At 74.8% G+C, this 17,317-nt stretch carries 14 protein-coding genes; 6 read left to right on the forward strand and 8 right to left on the reverse strand.

Annotated features, from left to right (window positions below; all coding sequences use genetic code 11):
- Positions 1-15: 15 nt before the first annotated feature.
- From ACTWM8_RS22105 to ACTWM8_RS22120, 4 genes are all read right to left on the reverse strand, one after another.
- Complete coding sequence (locus ACTWM8_RS22105) at positions 16-732, reverse strand: endonuclease/exonuclease/phosphatase family protein (protein WP_446210700.1); 717 nt, start codon at positions 730-732, stop codon at positions 16-18.
- Positions 729-1,676 (reverse strand): ROK family glucokinase, encoded by a 948-nt coding sequence (locus ACTWM8_RS22110; protein WP_446210701.1) that lies wholly within the window; start codon positions 1,674-1,676, stop codon positions 729-731. The genes ACTWM8_RS22105 and ACTWM8_RS22110 overlap by 4 nt, the downstream gene beginning before the upstream one ends.
- A 73-nt stretch (positions 1,677-1,749) precedes the next feature.
- A complete protein-coding gene (locus ACTWM8_RS22115) occupies positions 1,750-2,418 on the reverse strand; it encodes a hypothetical protein (protein ID WP_446210702.1) in 669 nt (222 codons plus the stop codon).
- 31 nt (positions 2,419-2,449) lie between these two features.
- Positions 2,450-2,905: an SRPBCC family protein gene (locus tag ACTWM8_RS22120; RefSeq protein ID WP_088961061.1), complete on the reverse strand. Its 456-nt coding sequence runs from the start codon at positions 2,903-2,905 to the stop codon at positions 2,450-2,452.
- A 209-nt stretch (positions 2,906-3,114) separates the two neighbouring features.
- Here ACTWM8_RS22120 and ACTWM8_RS22125 point away from each other — a divergent pair, with 209 nt between their 5' ends.
- The 5 genes from ACTWM8_RS22125 (at position 3,115) to ACTWM8_RS22145 (ending at position 10,124) form a co-directional block, all read left to right on the forward strand.
- Positions 3,115-4,923 (forward strand): AMP-dependent synthetase/ligase, encoded by a 1,809-nt coding sequence (locus tag ACTWM8_RS22125; protein WP_446210703.1) that lies wholly within the window; start codon positions 3,115-3,117, stop codon positions 4,921-4,923.
- Positions 4,924-4,937: 14 nt separating this feature from the next.
- Positions 4,938-6,629, forward strand: coding sequence for a GAF domain-containing sensor histidine kinase (locus ACTWM8_RS22130; protein WP_446210704.1), 1,692 nt, complete (start codon positions 4,938-4,940; stop codon positions 6,627-6,629).
- Positions 6,630-6,636: 7 nt separating this feature from the next.
- Entirely contained in the window at positions 6,637-7,305 is a 669-nt protein-coding gene (locus ACTWM8_RS22135; protein WP_007072219.1) for a response regulator transcription factor, read from the forward strand.
- A 214-nt stretch (positions 7,306-7,519) separates the two neighbouring features.
- Complete coding sequence (locus tag ACTWM8_RS22140; protein WP_088961058.1) at positions 7,520-8,332, forward strand: SAM-dependent methyltransferase; 813 nt, start codon at positions 7,520-7,522, stop codon at positions 8,330-8,332.
- Between the two features lie 88 nt (positions 8,333-8,420).
- Positions 8,421-10,124 (forward strand): putative bifunctional diguanylate cyclase/phosphodiesterase, encoded by a 1,704-nt coding sequence (locus ACTWM8_RS22145; RefSeq protein ID WP_446214632.1) that lies wholly within the window; start codon positions 8,421-8,423, stop codon positions 10,122-10,124.
- Here ACTWM8_RS22145 and ACTWM8_RS22150 read toward each other — a convergent pair.
- Together ACTWM8_RS22150 and ACTWM8_RS22155 are read right to left on the reverse strand one after the other, a co-directional pair.
- The gene (locus ACTWM8_RS22150) at positions 10,113-10,826 is read right to left on the reverse strand and encodes a response regulator (RefSeq protein WP_179801084.1); all 714 of its coding nucleotides are present in this window, start codon (positions 10,824-10,826) and stop codon (positions 10,113-10,115) included. The genes ACTWM8_RS22145 and ACTWM8_RS22150 overlap by 12 nt on opposite strands.
- A complete protein-coding gene (locus ACTWM8_RS22155; protein ID WP_446210705.1) occupies positions 10,778-12,082 on the reverse strand; it encodes a histidine kinase in 1,305 nt (434 codons plus the stop codon). The genes ACTWM8_RS22150 and ACTWM8_RS22155 overlap by 49 nt, the downstream gene beginning before the upstream one ends.
- 190 nt (positions 12,083-12,272) lie before the next feature.
- On the opposite strand from ACTWM8_RS22155, the gene ACTWM8_RS22160 reads away from it, so the two are divergent.
- A complete protein-coding gene (locus ACTWM8_RS22160) occupies positions 12,273-14,390 on the forward strand; it encodes an MMPL family transporter (RefSeq protein ID WP_446210706.1) in 2,118 nt (705 codons plus the stop codon).
- Between the two features lie 346 nt (positions 14,391-14,736).
- On the opposite strand, the gene ACTWM8_RS22165 is transcribed toward ACTWM8_RS22160, so the two are convergent.
- Both ACTWM8_RS22165 and ACTWM8_RS22170 read right to left on the reverse strand, forming a co-directional pair.
- Complete coding sequence (locus ACTWM8_RS22165; protein WP_446210707.1) at positions 14,737-15,861, reverse strand: glycosyltransferase family 4 protein; 1,125 nt, start codon at positions 15,859-15,861, stop codon at positions 14,737-14,739.
- Positions 15,858-17,117 (reverse strand): M48 family metallopeptidase, encoded by a 1,260-nt coding sequence (locus tag ACTWM8_RS22170; RefSeq protein WP_446210708.1) that lies wholly within the window; start codon positions 17,115-17,117, stop codon positions 15,858-15,860. The genes ACTWM8_RS22165 and ACTWM8_RS22170 overlap by 4 nt, the downstream gene beginning before the upstream one ends.
- Positions 17,118-17,317 lie beyond the last annotated feature (200 nt).

The following is a 17,317-nucleotide window of genomic DNA, read 5'->3' on the forward strand; positions in this document are numbered from 1 at the left end:
GGACCGGCGCCGGGCTCAGGCGGTGGCCGGCAGGAGCAGGTCGACCAGGACCGGGAAGTGGTCGCTGGCCCGCCGGGTGAGCGGGGTGTCGACCACGTCGTAGCCGACCACGGTGACCCGCGGATCGACGAAGAGCGCGTCGATGCGCCGGCGCGGGTTGGCGCAGGAGTAGGTGTGCCGGTCGGCGGCGTCGGCGGCCACCGCCGCGTCGGTCAGTCCCGTGCCGACGGTGCGCCAGGCCTCCCCGTCCGGGCCCTCGTTGAGGTCCGCGCCCAGCACCACCGGCAGGTCGGCGCCGGCCAGCTCGCGCTTGAGCAGCGCCGCCTGGCCGGGCCGCTCGGCCGGGTCGGTGGACAGGTGCGAGCCGCCCAGCAGGAACCGCGCGCCGCCGACCGCGCACTCGGCGTACGCCGCGCCGCGCAGGTGCCGCCCGGGGGTGAGCGGGAACCGCTGGCAGCGGGTGGCCAGCACCCGCACCCGGAGGCTGGTGAGCAGCAGGTTGCCCAGCGACGGCAGGCCACCGGCGGCCACCACCAGGCCGAAGGACTCGGCGAGGGTGGCGCAGCGTTGCCGCCACCGGAACCGACGCGGGGCCTCCTGCACGATCACCACGTCGGGGGCCGCCTCGCGGACCACCGCCGCCAGCGCGGCCGTGTCGTCACGCTGGCTGTGGATGTTGTACGACACCACCCGCAGCCGCACCCCGCCGGCGGGGGCCGGCGCGACGGTCACCGCCGGCGGGCGAGGTCGGCGGCACCGATGACGCCGGCGGTGTTGCCCAGCTCGGCGGGGCGCACCTCGGCCACCGGGAGCCGGCTGCGCTGGGCCAGCGCGTCGGTGAACGAGCGCCGGGTCGGGCCGAGCAGCAGGTCACCGGCCTCGACGACGCCGCCGCCGACCACCAGCACCTGCGGGTCGAGGATCTGGGCCATGTCGGCGAGGCTGGTGCCGAGCCAGCGCCCGATCTGGGCGAACGCCTCGGCGGAGATCGGGTCGCCGGCCTGCGCGGCGGCGGTGACCATCCGGCCGGTGACCGCCTCGGCGTCGCCGCCGGCCAGCTCCAGCAGGGCGGTGGCACGCTGCGGCTCCTGCCGGGCGCCGGCCCGGGCGAAGCGGACCAGGGCGCTGCCGCTGGCGTACTGCTCGATGCAGCCGAGCCGGCCGCAGCCGCACTGGTGGCCGTCCGGGACGGTCAGCATGTGGCCCAACTCGGCCGCGATGCCGTTGGCGCCGCGCAGCAGCTCGCCGCCGAGCACGATGCCGCCGCCCACCCCGGTGCCGATGGTGAACATGACCATCGAGTCGTCGGCGTCGCGGGCCGCGCCGTAGCGGAACTCGGCCCAGGCGGCCACGTTGGCGTCGTTCTCCACGATCACCGGCAGGCCGGTGGCGGTGCTGACGTACTCGCGCAGCGGTTCGTCCCGCCAGGCCAGGTTGGGGGCGAAGAGCACGGTGGAGCGGGAGGCGTCGATCCAGCCGGCCGCGCCGATGCCGACCGCGCCGACGTCGTGGCCGGTCGCCAGTTCGGTGACCAGCTCGATGATGACGTCGCGGGTCTTGCCGACGTCGTCCGCGGGGGTGTCCCGTCGGGCCTGCACGAGAACCTTGCCGGTGTCGTCCACGACACCGCCGGCCACCTTCGTGCCACCGACGTCGACTCCGATGGTCAGCGTCACCGCTGCCACTCCCCTCTGCTGTGCTGCCCGACATCGACCGGACCGGCCGGATGCGATGTCGGATGTCCCGTGTTCAGGCCTCGTCGCCTGGTGCGTCCCCGCCCGCGCCGGCCGGCGCTCGCGAGGCGGGCACCACCGGACGGTCGGCCGTCGGCCGGACCTGGGCCGGCGCGACCGGCCCGGCGTCGTCGACGGGCGCGGCGGCGGCCGGCACGACCTCGTCCTCCGCCCGCGTGGCGGCGGACCAGACGTCCCGCTCCGGCGCCGACGGAGAATCATGCCCGGTACGGGTCGCCTCGCGCCACAGGTGGTCGGCGTCAGCGGCCGACCCGGCCGCGGGACCGGGCGCGCCGGCCGCTCCGGCCGCCCTGTCCGGGGCTTCCCCGTTGTCGGCGGGAGCGAACGCGCGCATCAGACTGGCGATTCCGGCGGCCAGATCACCCGCGCCGGTGGCGAGCCGCTCGGCGAATTCCGGACTCGGATCGCGTAGCGCCGCGATACCGCGGCAGACCGGGCAGATGCAGCATTCCGGCGATCCGGTGGCGAATCCCCCGGTGCGGCCGGCGCCCCCGGCCGGGCCGGACGCGCCGCCACTGTGACCGAGGACACCGGAGAGGATTCCACCCAGCGGACCCCACGGACCGCCGCCGGACCCGGCGTTGGCCAGCCGTGCCGTGGCGAGCAGCGTGGCGACGAGCCGCTCGGCCTCCTCCCGGGCGGAGCCCGGTTGCGTACCCGCCATCGTCGGCTCCTCTACCGTGCCGCCGGCTGCGTCACTGTGCCGCACCGGTTGCTTCTACCCGGCGCTTGAGCTGCTTCAACGCCGTATCCATGATCATTTTCTCGGCCTTGCGGCGAAACATGCCGAGCATGCCGACCGACAGCTCGACCTCGAGGGTGTAGGTGACCGTCGACGTCCCGTCCGGGTTGCCGACGATGTCGTACGACCCGCGCTGGGACTTCTGCATCTTCGACGGCGCCACCAGGTGCCACTCGATCCGGGACAGGTCCTCGGCGTACTCGTACGCCAGCACGTACTCGTCGGCCATCACGCCGGCGTCGATGGTGAAGTGGACCTGACTGGCGTAGCCGTCCTCGTACTCCTCGACCACCTCGGCCCGGCGCACCGCCTCGGTCCACTCGGGGTAGCTCGCGAAGTCGCAGATGACCGCCGCCACCCGGTCCGGTGACGCGCCGATGATGATCGACTGGGTGGAGGAGTCCGCCATGGGGGGAGGCTACCCGGAGCGGCCCCGGCACGCGGCGCTTGACCCCGGCCACGCCCGGCGCGGCGGCGCCGGCGGCCCCGCGACGGCGCCGTCCCACCAGGCGGGCGGGCAACCTCCCTAGCTCACCCGCCCGGGCGTGCGGGTAGGTTTCGACAAAGCCGACCCGCCACGGCGGCCGGCCCGGCCAGTGCGAGCACGAGGGAGTGCAGGTGCGCGAGTTCTCCGTCCCGCCGATCGTCACCATCGGCGACGCGGCCAACCTGACCGACCCGGTCTGGGACAACGCCGAGGCCGCGCCGGACGCGGTCCAGTTCGTCCGGCCCGCCGTCCGCGCCGAGGGTGCCGCCCAGGTGGACGTGACCTGCCGGCAGTTCCGCGACGAGGTCGTCGCCGTGGCCCGCGGCCTGGTCGGCTCCGGCATCAACCCGGGCGACCGGGTCGCGCTGATGAGCCGCACCCGCTACGAGTGGACCCTGCTCGACTACGCCATCTGGGCGGCCGGCGCGGTCACCGTGCCCATCTACGAGACCTCCAGCGCCGAGCAGGCCGCCTGGATCCTCGCCGACTCCGGCGCGGTCGCCGTCGTGGTGGAGTCCAACGCGCACGCCACCCTGGTCGCCGGCGTCCGCGACCGGCTGCCCGAGCTGCGCCAGGTCTGGCAGATCGAGCTGGGCGGGGTGGACGAGATCGTCGCGGCCGGCGCGTCGGTCGAGCCGGAGGAGGTCGAGCGGCGCCGCAAGGCGGTCGGCTCCGCCGACGTCGCCACGATCATCTACACCAGCGGCACCACCGGGCGGCCCAAGGGCTGCGTGCTGACCCACCGCAACATGTACGCCGACATCGCCAACGCGGTGCCGGTGCTGCCGAACCTGTTCCGGCCCGGCGCGTCGACCCTGCTCTTCCTCCCGCTGGCGCACGCCTTCGCCCGGCTCATCCAGATCGGCGTGGTGCAGGCCCGGGCCACCATGGCGTACTGCCCCGACACCAAGAACCTGGTCGCCGAGCTCCAGGCGTTCAAGCCGACCTTCGTGCTCTCCGTGCCCCGGGTCTTCGAGAAGGTCTACAACGGCGCCCGGCAGAAGGCCGAGGCGGACGGCAAGGGCAAGATCTTCGACCGGGCCGAGCGGGTGGCCATCGCCTACAGCGAGGCGCTGGAGACCACCAACGGCCCGGGCCTGACCCTGCGCGCCCAGCACGCGCTCTTCGACAAGCTGGTCTACCGCAAGCTGCGCGCCGCGCTCGGCGGCCGTTGCCGGGACGCGATCTCCGGTGGCGCCCCGCTCGGCGCCCGGCTCGGGCACTTCTTCCGCGGCATCGGGGTGACCATCTGCGAGGGCTACGGCCTGACCGAGACCTCCCCCGCCGCCGCCGCGAACCTGCCCACCGCCACCCGGGTCGGCACGGTCGGCCGGCCGCTGCCCGGCGTCACCATCCGGATCGACGACGACGGCGAGATCCTGATCTCCGGCGACCTGGTCTTCCAGGGCTACTGGCGCAACGAGGCGGCGACCGCCGAGGCGATCACCACCGACGGCTGGTTCCGCACCGGCGACCTGGGCCAGATCGACAGCGACGGGTTCGTCAGCATCACCGGCCGCAAGAAGGAGATCATCGTGACGGCCGGCGGCAAGAACGTCGCCCCGGCCGTGCTGGAGGACCAGGTGCGGGCGCACCCGCTGGTCAGCCAGTGCCTGGTGGTCGGCGACCGGCAGCCGTTCATCGCCGCGCTGGTCACCGTCGACGAGGAGGCCCTGCCGAAGTGGCTGGCCACCCACGGCCTGCCCGAGGACACGCGGGTCGAGGAGCTGCTCGAGCACGAGGAGCTGCTGGTCGAGATCCAGGGCGCGGTCGACCTGGCCAACCAGGCGGTCTCCAAGGCCGAGGCGATCAAGGTCTTCCGGATTCTGCCCCGGGACTTCACCGAGGCCACCGGCGAACTGACCCCGTCGCTCAAGGTCAAGCGGCAGGTCGTGCACAAGACGTACGCGTCCGAGATCGCCGAGATCTACCGGAGCTGACTACCATCCGTCACGTGCCCGCCTCCACACCCGTCCGGCCCCAGCCGCATCCCCTCGCCGCCGCGGCGCGCGGGGTCATGCTCGTCCTGGTCGGCGCCCTGACCCTGATCGCCACCCGCGACCCCGCCCAGCTCTGGTGGATCGCCCTGCTGGCGGCCGCCGGCCTGCCGGCGGTGCTCGCCCCCGAGCACCGGCTGCTCGGCCCGCTCAGCCGGGTCGCCGAGGCGGTGGTGCTGGGACTGGCCGCCAGCCAGGTCGCCGTCGAGTCCGCTCTCGGCGGATCGGTCGGTGGGCTCGGCGCCTCGGCGGTGCTGCCCTACCTGGCGGTGCCGGTGACGGTGACCGCGCTGCGTCGCCGCTTCCGGGAGGGAGCGGCGCTGCTCGGCGTCGCCGCGGCGACCCTGCTGATCGCCGGGGCGTTCACCGAGGTGGACGGCGGGCGGCAGCTCGGCCAGCCCGGCTACCTGGCGGTCTGCGCGCAGTGGCTGATCCTGGCCGGGCTCGGCCTCTACGCGGCCGGCACGCTGCACCAGGTGATGCGGGTCCGGGGCGAGGGCAAGCCGCAGCCGTACGCGGAGGCGACCCGACTGCTGACCCAGCTGCGCACGGTCGCCCGGCAACTGCCCGGCGCGACCCTGGACCCGGGCGGCATCTCCGAGCACCTGCTGGAGGAGCTGCGCGGCGTCGCGCCCAACAACCGGGCCGCGGTGCTCTCGGCCAGCGGCGGCGGCCGGCTCGTGGTGCTCGCCCAGGTCGGGGTGGACCGGGTGGACTGGGAGACGACGCTCGACGCGGACTCCGCCATCGCCGACGCCTGGGCCAGCCAGCAGCCGCAGACCGCCGCCCGGTCGCAGGCCCGCTCGCACCGCGGCGGGGACGTCTCGGCGCTGATCGTGCCGCTGGTCGCCGGCGTGCGTACGGTCGGGCTGGTGGTGCTGGAGGCGGACGCCGCGCACGCGTACCCGCCGCCGGTGGTGTCCCGGGTGACCGCGCTGACCGGCCCCGCCGCGCTGCGGCTGGAGGCGGCGCTGCTCTTCGACGAGGTGCGCTCGCTGGCCACCAACGAGGAGCGGCAGCGGCTGGCCCGGGAGATCCACGACGGGGTCGCCCAGGAGCTGGTGATGGTCGGCTACGGCATCGACAACGCCCTGGCCACCGTCTACGACGACGCCGACGAGACCGCCGAGGGGCTGCGTACGCTGCGCGGCGAGGTGACCCGGGTGATCACCGAGCTGCGGCTGAGCCTGTTCGAGCTGCGCAGCGAGGTGGACCGGCACGGCGGCCTGGCCGCCGCGATCGCCGAGTACGCGCGCACCGTCGGCGCCTCCGGCGGCCTGCGGGTGCACCTGTCGCTGGACGAGTCCACCGCCCGGCTGCCCGCCGCCACCGAGGCCGAGTTGCTGCGCATCGCGCAGGAGGCGGTGACCAACGCGCGCAAGCACGCGGGGGCCTCGAATCTCTGGGTCACCTGCGAGGTGGACCCCCCGTACGCGCAGATCGAAGTGTCGGATGACGGTCACGGCATCGGTGACCAGCACGCGGACGGGCACTACGGTCTTGCGATCATGGCCGAGAGAGCGGAACGTATCCGGGGCCGGTTGGAGATCAGGCCGCGACAGCCCAGCGGCACGACCGTGGCGGTGGTGGTCGGTTCCTCGCCCCGGCGCGATAACGTGCGTGGCAGCGCAGCAGCAGAAGGGGAGTAACCCGAGGATGACCACAAGCCCGACACCGGCCACTCGTACCAAGGTCCTCCTTGTCGACGATCACGACCTGATCCGCAAGGGGCTTCGGCACGCCTTCGAGCGCGACCGGCAGTTCGAGGTCGTCGGCGAGGCCGCCACGGCGGCGGAGGGCGTACGCCAGGCTGGCGCGCTGCAGCCGGACGTCGTGATCATGGATCTGCGCCTTCCGGACGGCAGTGGCCTCGAGGCCACCCGGGCCCTGCGCAAGTCCAGCGCGTCGATGGGGATCGTCGTGCTGACCATGTACGCCGGTGACGACCAGCTCTTCGGCGCGCTGGAGGCCGGGGCGAGCGCCTTCGTGCCGAAGACCGCGCCGGCCGACGAGGTGGTGGCCGCCGCCCGGCACGCCGCCTCCTCCCCCAGCGCCTTCACCGCGGCCGACCTGGCCGAGGCGATGAAGCGCCGGCTGGCCCCGTCCGGTCCGCAGCTCTCCCCCCGCGAGGGGCAGGTGCTGCGGCTGCTGGCCGACGGCATGAGCGTGGCCGGCATCGCCAAGCAGCTCTTCGTCAGCGAGTCCACCGCCAAGACCCACATCTCGAAGCTCTACGAGAAGCTGGGTGCGGCCAACCGCGCCCAGGCGCTGATGACGGCGCTGCGGCTGGGCCTGCTCGAGGCCCCGGACGCGCCGAAGTTCTGAGGGGCTCCGGCCCGTCGTCGAGAGGTCCGCACCGCCCGCCGGTCGCGGACCTCTCGCCTGTCCGGGGCACGGCCGCGGCAGCGCCGCCAGCGCCCCTGAGTGAGCACGCCGTCGCGCAATGACCGTGGTCTTTGCACCGGGGCGAAGCGGGGGCAGAATACCCGGGTGGCCCGCGCGGGCGACGATCCTCGCGTTGTCAACTAAAGGGGTGGGCATGCAGCGGCCGGACTGGGCACCCGACGACATCGACATCGAGCGCCCCAGCGTCGCCCGCATGTACGACTACTACCTCGGCGGCTCGCACAACTTCGCGGCCGATCGGGCGGCGGCCCGGGCGATGATGGAGGCGGTCCCCGAGGCCCCGCTGATGGCCCAGGCCAACCGGGCGTTCATGCGTCGGGCGGTGCAGTACCTGGTCGACTCCGGCGTCCGCCAGTTCCTCGACATCGGCTCGGGCATCCCCACCGTCGGCAACGTGCACGAGATCGCCCAGCGCGCCGCGCCCGACTCCCGGGTGGTCTACGTCGACGTCGACCCGGTGGCGGTGGCGCACAGCCGGGAGATCCTCCAGGGCAATCCCGGCGCCACGGTCGTCCAGGAGGACCTGCGGCGACCGGCCGCGATCCTCAGCCATCCCGAGGTGACCAAGCTGCTCGACCTCTCCCAGCCGGTGGCCGTGCTGATCGTGGCGGTGCTGCACTTCGTCCCGGACGCCGACCGGCCGGAGGAGATCCTGCGGACGCTGCGCGAGACGCTGGCGCCGGGCAGCTACCTGGTGATGTCGCAGGCCACCGACGAGGACCGGGGCCACACCGGCGAACGGGCCGAGGCCGAACGGGTCTACCGCCGCACCGACAGCCCGCTCTCGATCCGCAGTCGGGCCGAGCTGACCGCGCTCTTCGACGGCTTCACGCTGCTCGAACCGGGCGTGGTGTGGGTGCCCCAGTGGCGGCCGGAGTCGCCGGAGAGCGCCGAGGACGCCGCGCAGGCGGTCTTCATGGGTGGCGTCGGACGCCTCGGTGGGTGAGACACCGGACCTGCCGGGGCATCCGTCGTGCCCCGGCGCGTTCGCCCGCGCCTGGGCCAAGGCGGTCTCGGGCACCAGCTACCTGCCGATGACCCAGGCGCAGCTGGAGCTGCTGCTGCAACGGCTCACCGAGCGGTTGGCCGGGGCGCTGCGGGCCGAGCCGTTCGACCCCCGCGTCGGGCATCAGGTGGGCGCGGAGCTGGTCGCCGCCCACATCGCCTCGGCCGAGGGTCTCGGCCGCACCGTGGAGGTCATCCAGCTCCGCCTGATCCGCGACCTGGGACTGGTCGCCGACGACGTCGAGGACCGGATGGCCCGGCTGCTGGCCACCGTCGCCACCGGGTACGCCCGGGCGCTGCGCGACCGGACGCTCGACGAGCAGGAATCGATCCGCCGGGCCGCGATGGTGGCCCGGGCCCAGGCCGAGCGGGCGCTGCGCGACAGCGAGTCCCGCTTCCGCCACCAGGCCACCCACGACCCGCTGACCGACCTGCCCAACCGGGTCCTGTTCACCGAGCGGCTCACCGCGGCGATCGGCGCGCCGGGCCGGGGCGCCGACCGGGTGGGCGTCTGCTTCCTCGACCTCGACCGGTTCAAGGTGGTCAACGACTCGCTCGGGCACCAGGTCGGCGACGCCCTGCTGGTGTCGGTGGCGCGGCGGCTGCGCGCGGCGCTCGGCGAGCACCTGCTCGCCCGGCTCGGCGGCGACGAGTTCGTCATCCTGGTCGAGCGCACCGCCCGGGTCGATGACGCGGTCACGGTCGCCGAGGCCGCGCTGGCCGCGCTCGCCGAGCCGGCCCTGGTCGACGGGCACGAGCTGACCGTCACCGCCAGCATCGGCATCGTGGAGCGCCCGGTGGCCGGCACCACCCCCGGCGAGCTGATGCGGGCGGCCGACAGCACCCTGCACTGGGCCAAGGCGGCCGGGGGCGCCCGCTGGTCGGTGTTCGACCCGGACCGGCACCGCGCCGACCTGGCCCGGTACGCCCTCGCCGCGGCGATGCCCGCCGCGATCGACCGGGGCGAGTTCTTCCTCGACTACCAGCCGCTGACGTCGTTGCGGGACGGCACGATGCTCGGCGTCGAGGCGCTGGTCCGCTGGCGCCACCCGGAGCTGGGGGTGCTGCGGCCGGACAGCTTCATCGGGCTGGCCGAGGAGACCGGCCTGATCGTCCGGCTCGGCGGCTGGGTGCTCGCGGAGGCCTGCCGCGAGGCGGAGAGCTGGGGCGCCCGCGCCCCCTTCGTCAGCGTCAACCTGGCCGTCCGCCAGGTGCACCGGCCCGGCCTGGTGCAGGAGGTGCGCAGCCTGCTGGCGGCCACCGGCCTGCCGCCGGAACGGCTCCAGCTGGAGATCACCGAGAGCACCATGATGAGCACCGCGGAGGAGCCCGTCCGGGCCCTGCGGGTCCTGGCCGACCTCGGCGTACGGATCGCCATCGACGACTTCGGCACCGGTTACTGCAACCTGGCGTACCTGCGGGACCTGCCGGTGACCGAGCTGAAGGTGGCCGGGGAGTTCGTCACCGGGCTGCGGTCGCCGGCGGTCGACCCGGCCAGCCGCACCGACGAGCGGATCCTCGCCTCGCTGGTGTCGCTGGCCCACGCGCTGGACCTGACCGTCACCGCCGAGGGGGTGGAGACGGCCGGGCAGGCCGAACGGCTGCGGGCGATCGGCTGCGACGCCGGCCAGGGCTGGTACTTCGGGCGGCCGGGGCCGGCCGAGGGCTGCCTCGGCCGTTCCCCCGCGCTGTCCACCGTGGCCGGTGCCGAGCCGGTCGCCTCAGCCGGGTAGCGACGGCCCGGCTGCGGTACGCCGCGGCGCCCGGCCCGGCACCGGGAGCTGGCTGTCGTCCCCGTTGAGGTACGTCAGCACCGCCAGCACCCGCCGGTTGTCGTCGTCCGACGGCGGCATCCGCAGCTTGCTGAAGATGTTGTTGATGTGCTTGCTGACCGCCTTCTCGGTGACGAAGAGCCGGGCGGCGATCGCCGCGTTGGACCGCCCCTCGGCCATCAGGCCCAGCACCTCGCGCTCGCGGGCGGTCAGCTCCTGCAACGGCTCGGCCCCGGACCGGCTGGCCAGCAGTTGGGAGACCACCTCCGGGTCCATCACCGTGCCGCCACCGGCCACCCGGCGTACCGCGTCGACGAACTGGGCCACGTTGGAGACCCGGTCCTTGAGCAGGTAGCCGACGCCACCGGCGCGGTCGGAGAGCAGCTCCCGGGCGTAGAGCTGCTCGACGTGCTGGGAGAGCACCAGGATCGGCAGGCCGGGGATCTCGGCGCGGGCCTGGATGGCGGCCTGCAAGCCCTCGTCGGTGAAGGTCGGCGGCAGCCGCACGTCGAGCACCGCCACGTCCGGGCGGTGGGTGACCAGGGCCGACAGCACCGACGGTCCGTTGTCGACGGCCGCGACCACCTCGAAGCCGAACGCCTCGAGGATGCGGGTCAGCCCGTCCCGGAGGAGGGCGAGGTCTTCGGCGATGACAACTCGCAAGGCAGCTCCATGGTCACGACTGTGGGCCCGCCGGGCGGACTGGTCACCACCATCGTTCCATCAAAGGCCGCGAGCCGTCGTCCGATCCCGGCCAGTCCGCTGCCCGCCGCCGGGTCGGCGCCGCCCCGGCCGTCGTCACCCACCACCATGGTCAGTCGACCGTCGCCGTAGCTCAGGTGGATCCAGGCGTGCGTGGCGCCGCTGTGCTTGGTGACGTTCGCCAGCCCCTCGGCCACCGCGAAGTACGCCGCGGACTCCACCGGCGCCATCGGGCGGCCCGGCAGGTCCACCTCGACCGCCACCGGCAGCGGCACGGCCAGCGCGAGCGCCCGGACCGCGCCGTCCAGGCCACGCTCGGCGAGCACCGGCGGGTGGATGCCGCGCACCAGGCCGCGCAGCTCGACCAGGGCCTGACCGCTGGTCTCCCGCGCCTCGGCCAGCAGCTTCCCGGCGGCGGTCGGGTCCTGCTCCAGCAGCTGCTCGGCCAGGCCGATGCTCATGCTCAGCGCGACCAGCCGGGCCTGCGCGCCGTCGTGCAGGTCCCGCTCGATGCGGCGCAGCTCGGCCGCTTGGGCGTCGACGGTGTCGGCCCGGGTGACGGTGAGCTGGCGGACCCGCAGCGCCAACTCCGCCGCCCGGGTGGGGGCCAGGAAGAGCCGGGCGAAGCGCAGGTGCAGCCAGACCAGCCAGGGGGCGACGGCCAGGCCGCCGAGCAGCAGCAGCCACCCCTGCGGCAGCGCGGCCAGCGCCTCGGCCAGGTTGGTCATCGGCCAGAACAGGCCGTAGCCGTAGGAGTCGGCGAGGAGATAGAGCAGCAGCGGCACCCCGAGCGAGCCCTCCAGCCCGTACAGCGGCAGGGCGAACGCGAGCAGGCACGCCCCGCCGGTGACCGCGCCGGGGACCAACCAGGCGAAGTCCCGCCAGGTGGCCGGGTCGCCCACCACCCACCGAAAACGCCGCCAGGTGCCGAACTGCGCCCCCTCCGGCAGCGGCCGGTACGGCGTGGCGATGGGTACGCCGCCCCACCGGGCCAGCCGGCGCTGCAACCCGGTCGACAGCCGCACCAACGCCGTCGCCATCGGGAACAGCGCGAAGCCGATGCCGAAGGCGGGGATGAGCAGCAGCGACACCAGCGACAGCACGAACAGCGCGACGTTGGTGGTCAGGGAGAGCACGGCGACGGCCAGGCCCTGGAGGGCGGCGGCCGCGCCGGGCCGGACCGTCTGCCGGGCGAACTCTCGTACGGGGCTGTCCACGGGTTCCATTCTCCGGCACGACCGCCCCGGCTTCGGTGGTGCTAGGACCACCGGCGTCGGGGACGTGACACTCCTGTCCGCACGCCCGCCGCCCAGAAGGATCGAAGGCAGGAAGCAGCACCGCCGCGGCTACGCGGTCCGCCTGGTTCCGCACCCGCCCGTCAGACCCCGATCCTCGGAGGAACCCGACATGTCCCGGCAAAGACTGGCCGGTCTGCCGTCCGGCCGACGCAGCAAGTACGCCCTGATCGTCTTCTGGCTGGTCCTCGTCGCGGTGGCCGGCCCGCTCTCCATCAAGCTGAGCGAGGTGCAGAACAACGACACGCTCGGCCTGCTGCCCGCCAGCGTGGAGAGCAGCCGGGCCGTGGAGCGGGCCGAGGCGGCCTTCCCGGACTCGAAGAAGCCCGTGGCGATCGCCGTCTACGTCCGCGACAGCGGCCTCACCGACGCCGACCGCGCCAAGGCCGAGGCCGACCGTGCCGTCTTCGTCCGGTACGCCGACGGTGGCGCGGTGTCGCCCCCGGTGCCCAGCGAGGACGGGAAGGCGCTGCTGGTGTCCTTCCCGGTCGCCGGTGACGACACCCAGCGCCCGGAGGCGGTGACCGACGTCAAGGAGCGCCTCGCCCTCGACCAGCCCGCCGGCCTGCGCACCGCGCTGACCGGCGACGCGGCGGCGGAGAGCGACGTCCTCGACGCCTTCGGCGGGATGGACACCACGCTGCTGCTGGCGACCGCGGCCACCGTCGCGGTGCTGCTGCTGGTCACCTACCGCAGCCCGGTGCTCTGGCTGATCCCGCTGATCACCGTCGGCATCGCCAACCAGTTCGCCGGCGGCATCGTGTACCTGATGGCGAAGTACGGCGGGGTGACCGTCGACTTCCAGAGCCAGACCATCCTGACGGTGCTCGTCTTCGGCGTCGGCGTGGACTACGCCCTGCTGCTGATCGCCCGGTACCGCGAGGAGCTGCGCCGGCACGCCGACCGGCACGAGGCGATGCGGGTGGCGCTGCGCCGGTCGTTCGGCGCGATCTGCGCCTCGGCGGCGACCGTCGCGATCGGACTGCTCTGCCTGCTCGCCGCCGACCTGCCGTCCACCCGCGGCCTGGGCCCGGTCGGCGCGGTCGGCATCGGCGCCGCCCTGCTCGCGATGACGACCCTGCTGCCGGCGGTGCTCGTCCTGTGCGGCCGGTGGCTCTTCTGGCCGTTCGTGCCGCGCTACACGCCGACCGCCGTCAGCGCCGACGTCACCGCCGACCACGGGATCTGGCGCCGGATCGCGGGGCTGGTCGGGGGCCGTCCCCGCGCGGTCTGGATCGGCACCGCGGCGGCGCTCGTCGCGCTGACCTTCGGCATCGGCAACCTCAGCATCGGCCTGCCCAACGAGGAGTCCTTCACCTCCGAGGTCGGCTCCGTGACCGGCCAGCGGCTGATCGCCGCGCACTACCCGAGCGGTTCCGCGTCGCCGGCGGAGATCCTGGCCACCGCCGGTGCGGCCGACCAGGTGATCGCCGCCGCCCGGGCGGTGCCCGGCGTCGCCCGGGTCGACGAGCCGGAGCGCTCGCCGGACGGCGCCTGGGTACGGGTCCCGGCGGTGCTGGCCGACACGCCGGACAGCGACGCCGCCATGGAGATCGTGCAGCGGCTCCGCACGGCGGTGCACGAGGTGCCCGGCGCCCAGGCGCTGGTCGGCGGCAGGACCGCGGTGCTGGTGGACGAGGAGCGCATCGTCGGCCGCGACAACCGCGTGGTCATCCCGCTGATCCTCGCCGTCGTCCTCGTCATCCTGGTGCTCCTGCTGCGGGCGCTGGTCGCGCCGCTGCTGCTGATGGTGAGCGTGGTGCTGTCGTACGCCGCCGCGATGGGGGCCGCCGGCTTCGTCCTGGACGCGCTGGGCTACACCAAGCTCTTCGTGGGCATCCCGCTGCAGGCGTTCCTGTTCCTCGTCGCCCTCGGCGTCGACTACACGATCTTCCTGATGACGCGGGCCCGGGAGGAGGCGGCGCGGCTGGGCCACCGGCCGGGCGTCCTGCGGGCGCTGACCGTCACCGGCGGCGTCATCACCAGCGCGGGGGTCGTGCTCGCGGCCACGTTCGGCGCGCTGGGCGTGCTGCCGCTGGTGCCGTCGATGCAGACCGGGGTGATCGTGGCCGTCGGCATCCTGCTCGACACGCTGCTGGTCCGCAGCCTGCTCATTCCGGCGCTGGCGCTCGACCTGGGCGCCCGCACCTGGTGGCCGGGGAAGCTGTCCCGGCGGACCGAGGCAACCGCCCCGGCCGCCCCGGCCGAGCGGATCCCCGCCGGAGCCTGACCGAATCCGCACCTCCGCCGACCGGGCGGGCCGGGCTTCACCGCCTGGCCCGCCCGGTCCCGCGTGCGCACTGCCGCATCGCGGCGCCCCGCCCCCGTGGTGCCGACCCCGGCACCGCGACGCCCCGTCACCCCTCCCTTGACGGGCGCAGGACGTCGCACCGCTCCCCCGAGCCGCCACGCGCGTGTCTCTCCGACCCGGCCGTCACCGAACGAGCGTGATACCTCAGAGTCATATTGATGCCTCTGAGGTATCACGCTCGCGGTGGCGTCATGCCCCGCACCGGCGCGACAGGGGCGGGACCCCGCAGCCTCGCCACGCGGACCGCGCCGGCACGCGCCGGTTGTCAGCCGGCGAGCAGGGCGGCCATCCGCTGCGCCTGGGTCTCCCAGCGCCACTCCCGCTCCACCCAGGCCCGGCCGGCCGCCCCGAGCTGCCGGGCCAGGTCCCGGTCGGCGAGCAGGGTGGCCACCCGGTCGGCGAGCTGGGCCACGTCCCGGCCCCGCACCACGTACCCGGTCTCCCCCTCGCGGACCGCGTCGGGCGCGCCACCGGAGTCGCCGGCGACCACGGGCAGGCCGGTCGCGGAGGCCTCCAGGTAGACGATGCCGAGCCCTTCGACGTCCAGGCCGCGGTTGCGGGTGCGACAGGGCATCGCGTAGACGTCACCGGCGGCGTAGTGGGCGGGCAGCTCGGCGGCGGGCACCGAGCCGGTGAAGACCACGTCGCGCTCCACGCCGGTGTGCCGGGCCAGCTTCTCCAGCGCCGCCCGGTACGGCCCGCCGCCGACCACCAGCAGCGCCGCGTCCGGCACCCGGCGGCGGATCTCCGGCATGGCCCGGATCAGCATGTCCTGCCCCTTGCGGGGCACCAGCCGGGACACGCACACCACCACCGGCCGGTCGGCCAGGCCCAGCCGGACGCGGACCGGCTCGCCGTCGACGGCCGGGTGGTAGGCGTCCACGTCGACGCCCGGAGCCAGCCGGTGCAGGTCGGTCACCCCGTGCAGCGCCCGTTCGAGCCGTACCCGGGTGTAGTCGCCGAGGTAGGTGACCACGTCGGTGCCACGACCGATCCGGCGCAGCGCGGCCCGGGCGGCGGGCAGCGCCGCCCAGCCGACCTCGTGGCCGTGGGTCTGCGCGACCACCCGGCGGATCCCCGCCCGCCGGCGCAGCCCGGCCGCGAGCAGGCCCAGCGGGGCGGCGGCACCGAACCAGACGGTGTCGCAGTCGTGCTCGCGGGCCAGCCGGGCGGCCCGGCGGGCCACCAGCGGGGTGGGCAGCAGCACCCGGGTCCGCTCCCGGACCACCTCGAAGGGCTGGTCGGCGTCGAACTTCGCCGCCCCCCGCCAGCTGGAGGCGTAGACCACCACGGAGCCGGAGGGCTGGCGGACGGCGAGGTTGTGCACGAAGGACTGGATGCCGCCGGGGCGGGGCGGGAAGTCGTTGGTGATCAGCAGCGTCCGGCTCATCTGCCGGCCTCCCTGGCGTAGGCGCGGGCGGCGGCCATCCGCTCCACGGTGGACGGGTGCGACGCCGACCAGAGGTACTCCCAGCGCGGCGGGTCGGGATCGGCCAGGTTGACCCCGGCCAGCCGGCGCTGCATCGCCTCGAAGGTGGCCGGGTCGCCGGTCAGCGCGAGGGCGTGCGCGTCGGCGCGCGCCTCGACCCGGCGGGAGACCAGCGCCTGCGCCGGCGCGGCGACCAGCCCGGCCACCGTCACCAGGGCGATCAGCAGCGGGAACGCGCGCGGCTCGGCGACCGAGTCGACCCCGGCCAGCCGTAGCAGCGGCCCCCAGGAGCCCAGCAGGTAGAGCGCGACGACCGCGAGGGCGGCGCCGAGCGCGCCGGTGAGCGTGCCGGTCCAGACGTCCCGGTCCTTCGCGTGCCCCAGCTCGTGCGCGACCACGCTGGTCACCTCGGCCGGGGTGGCCTCGCGCAGCAGGGTGTCGTAGACCACCACCCGCCGGGTCGGCCCCAGCCCGGAGACGTACGCGTTGACCGCCTTCGTCCGCCGGGAGGCGTCGGCGACCAGCACGTCGCGCACCGGCACCCCGTCGCGGGCCGCCATCGCCATCAGCTCGGCGCGCAGCGGGCCCTGCTCCATCGGGGTGAACCGGTTGAACACCGGCTCCACCAGCACCGGCAGCACGAACGACAGCAGCACGACCAACCCGGCCGCCCCGGCGGCGCCGAACGCCCACCACCAGCGGGGGGCGAGCCGGGTCACGGTGTAGAAGCCGAGCAGGGCCACCGCACCGATGACCGCGCTGACCGCGTACGACTTGAGCAGGTCGACGGCCCAGCCGCTCCAGCCGTGGGTGCTCAGCCCGTACCGGGTGAGCACGGACTGCCGCCAGGCGGCGAAGGGCAGGGTGAGCAGGTCGGCGAGGAGCACCACGGCGAGCCCGCCGAGCACCGCGCGGGCGGTCCAGTGGCCGCCGAAGGGGCGCCCGGCCAGCTCGACCAGGCGGGCGCCGAGCGGGGTGAGACCGAGCAGCAGCGCCACCAGCAGCCCGACCACCAGCGCGCCGTACGCGCCGGGGCGCAGCGCCGAGCGGAACTCGCGCGCGTGGGCCACCTGGTCGACGGGGAGTTCGCCCAGCGCGGCAACCTGGTCGGCCCGGGGTGCCGGCGGCCGACTCCACGGCACCAGCACGACGCTGGCGACCAGCAGCGCCAGCACCAGCCCGCCGAGGGTCAGCACCGCCCACCCGCGGGGGGTCACGCCGGCACCTCGTCCGCCGGCCCGCCGCCACCACGCCGTAACCGCGTCATGCCGCCGCTCCTCCCGCCGTGAGCGCCCATCCTATTGCCCGCCGCCACCGGGCCCGGCGCGGTGCCCGCGCCCGCGCGGGCCGATTGGCGCGGACCACTGTCGGACGGCCAGCGCGGCCCGCCGTCGGCCGACCGGTGCGGCCGGCCGCC

It is taken from the genome of Micromonospora sp. IBSANI012 (assembly GCF_052814045.1).

Bases quoted from the DNA above. Each gene is read 5' to 3' on its own strand.
- ACTWM8_RS22115 (WP_446210702.1), bottom strand. From the start codon at position 2,418: ATGGCGGGTACGCAACCGGGCTCCGCCCGGGAGGAGGCCGAGCGGCTC.
- ACTWM8_RS22120 (WP_088961061.1), bottom strand. From the start codon at position 2,905: ATGGCGGACTCCTCCACCCAGTCGATCATCATCGGCGCGTCACCGGAC.
- ACTWM8_RS22135 (WP_007072219.1), top strand. From the start codon at position 6,637: ATGACCACAAGCCCGACACCGGCCACTCGTACCAAGGTCCTCCTTGTC.
- ACTWM8_RS22140 (WP_088961058.1), top strand. From the start codon at position 7,520: ATGCAGCGGCCGGACTGGGCACCCGACGACATCGACATCGAGCGCCCC.
- ACTWM8_RS22145 (WP_446214632.1), top strand. From the start codon at position 8,421: ATGACCCAGGCGCAGCTGGAGCTGCTGCTGCAACGGCTCACCGAGCGG.
- ACTWM8_RS22160 (WP_446210706.1), top strand. From the start codon at position 12,273: ATGTCCCGGCAAAGACTGGCCGGTCTGCCGTCCGGCCGACGCAGCAAG.
- ACTWM8_RS22165 (WP_446210707.1), bottom strand. From the start codon at position 15,861: ATGAGCCGGACGCTGCTGATCACCAACGACTTCCCGCCCCGCCCCGGC.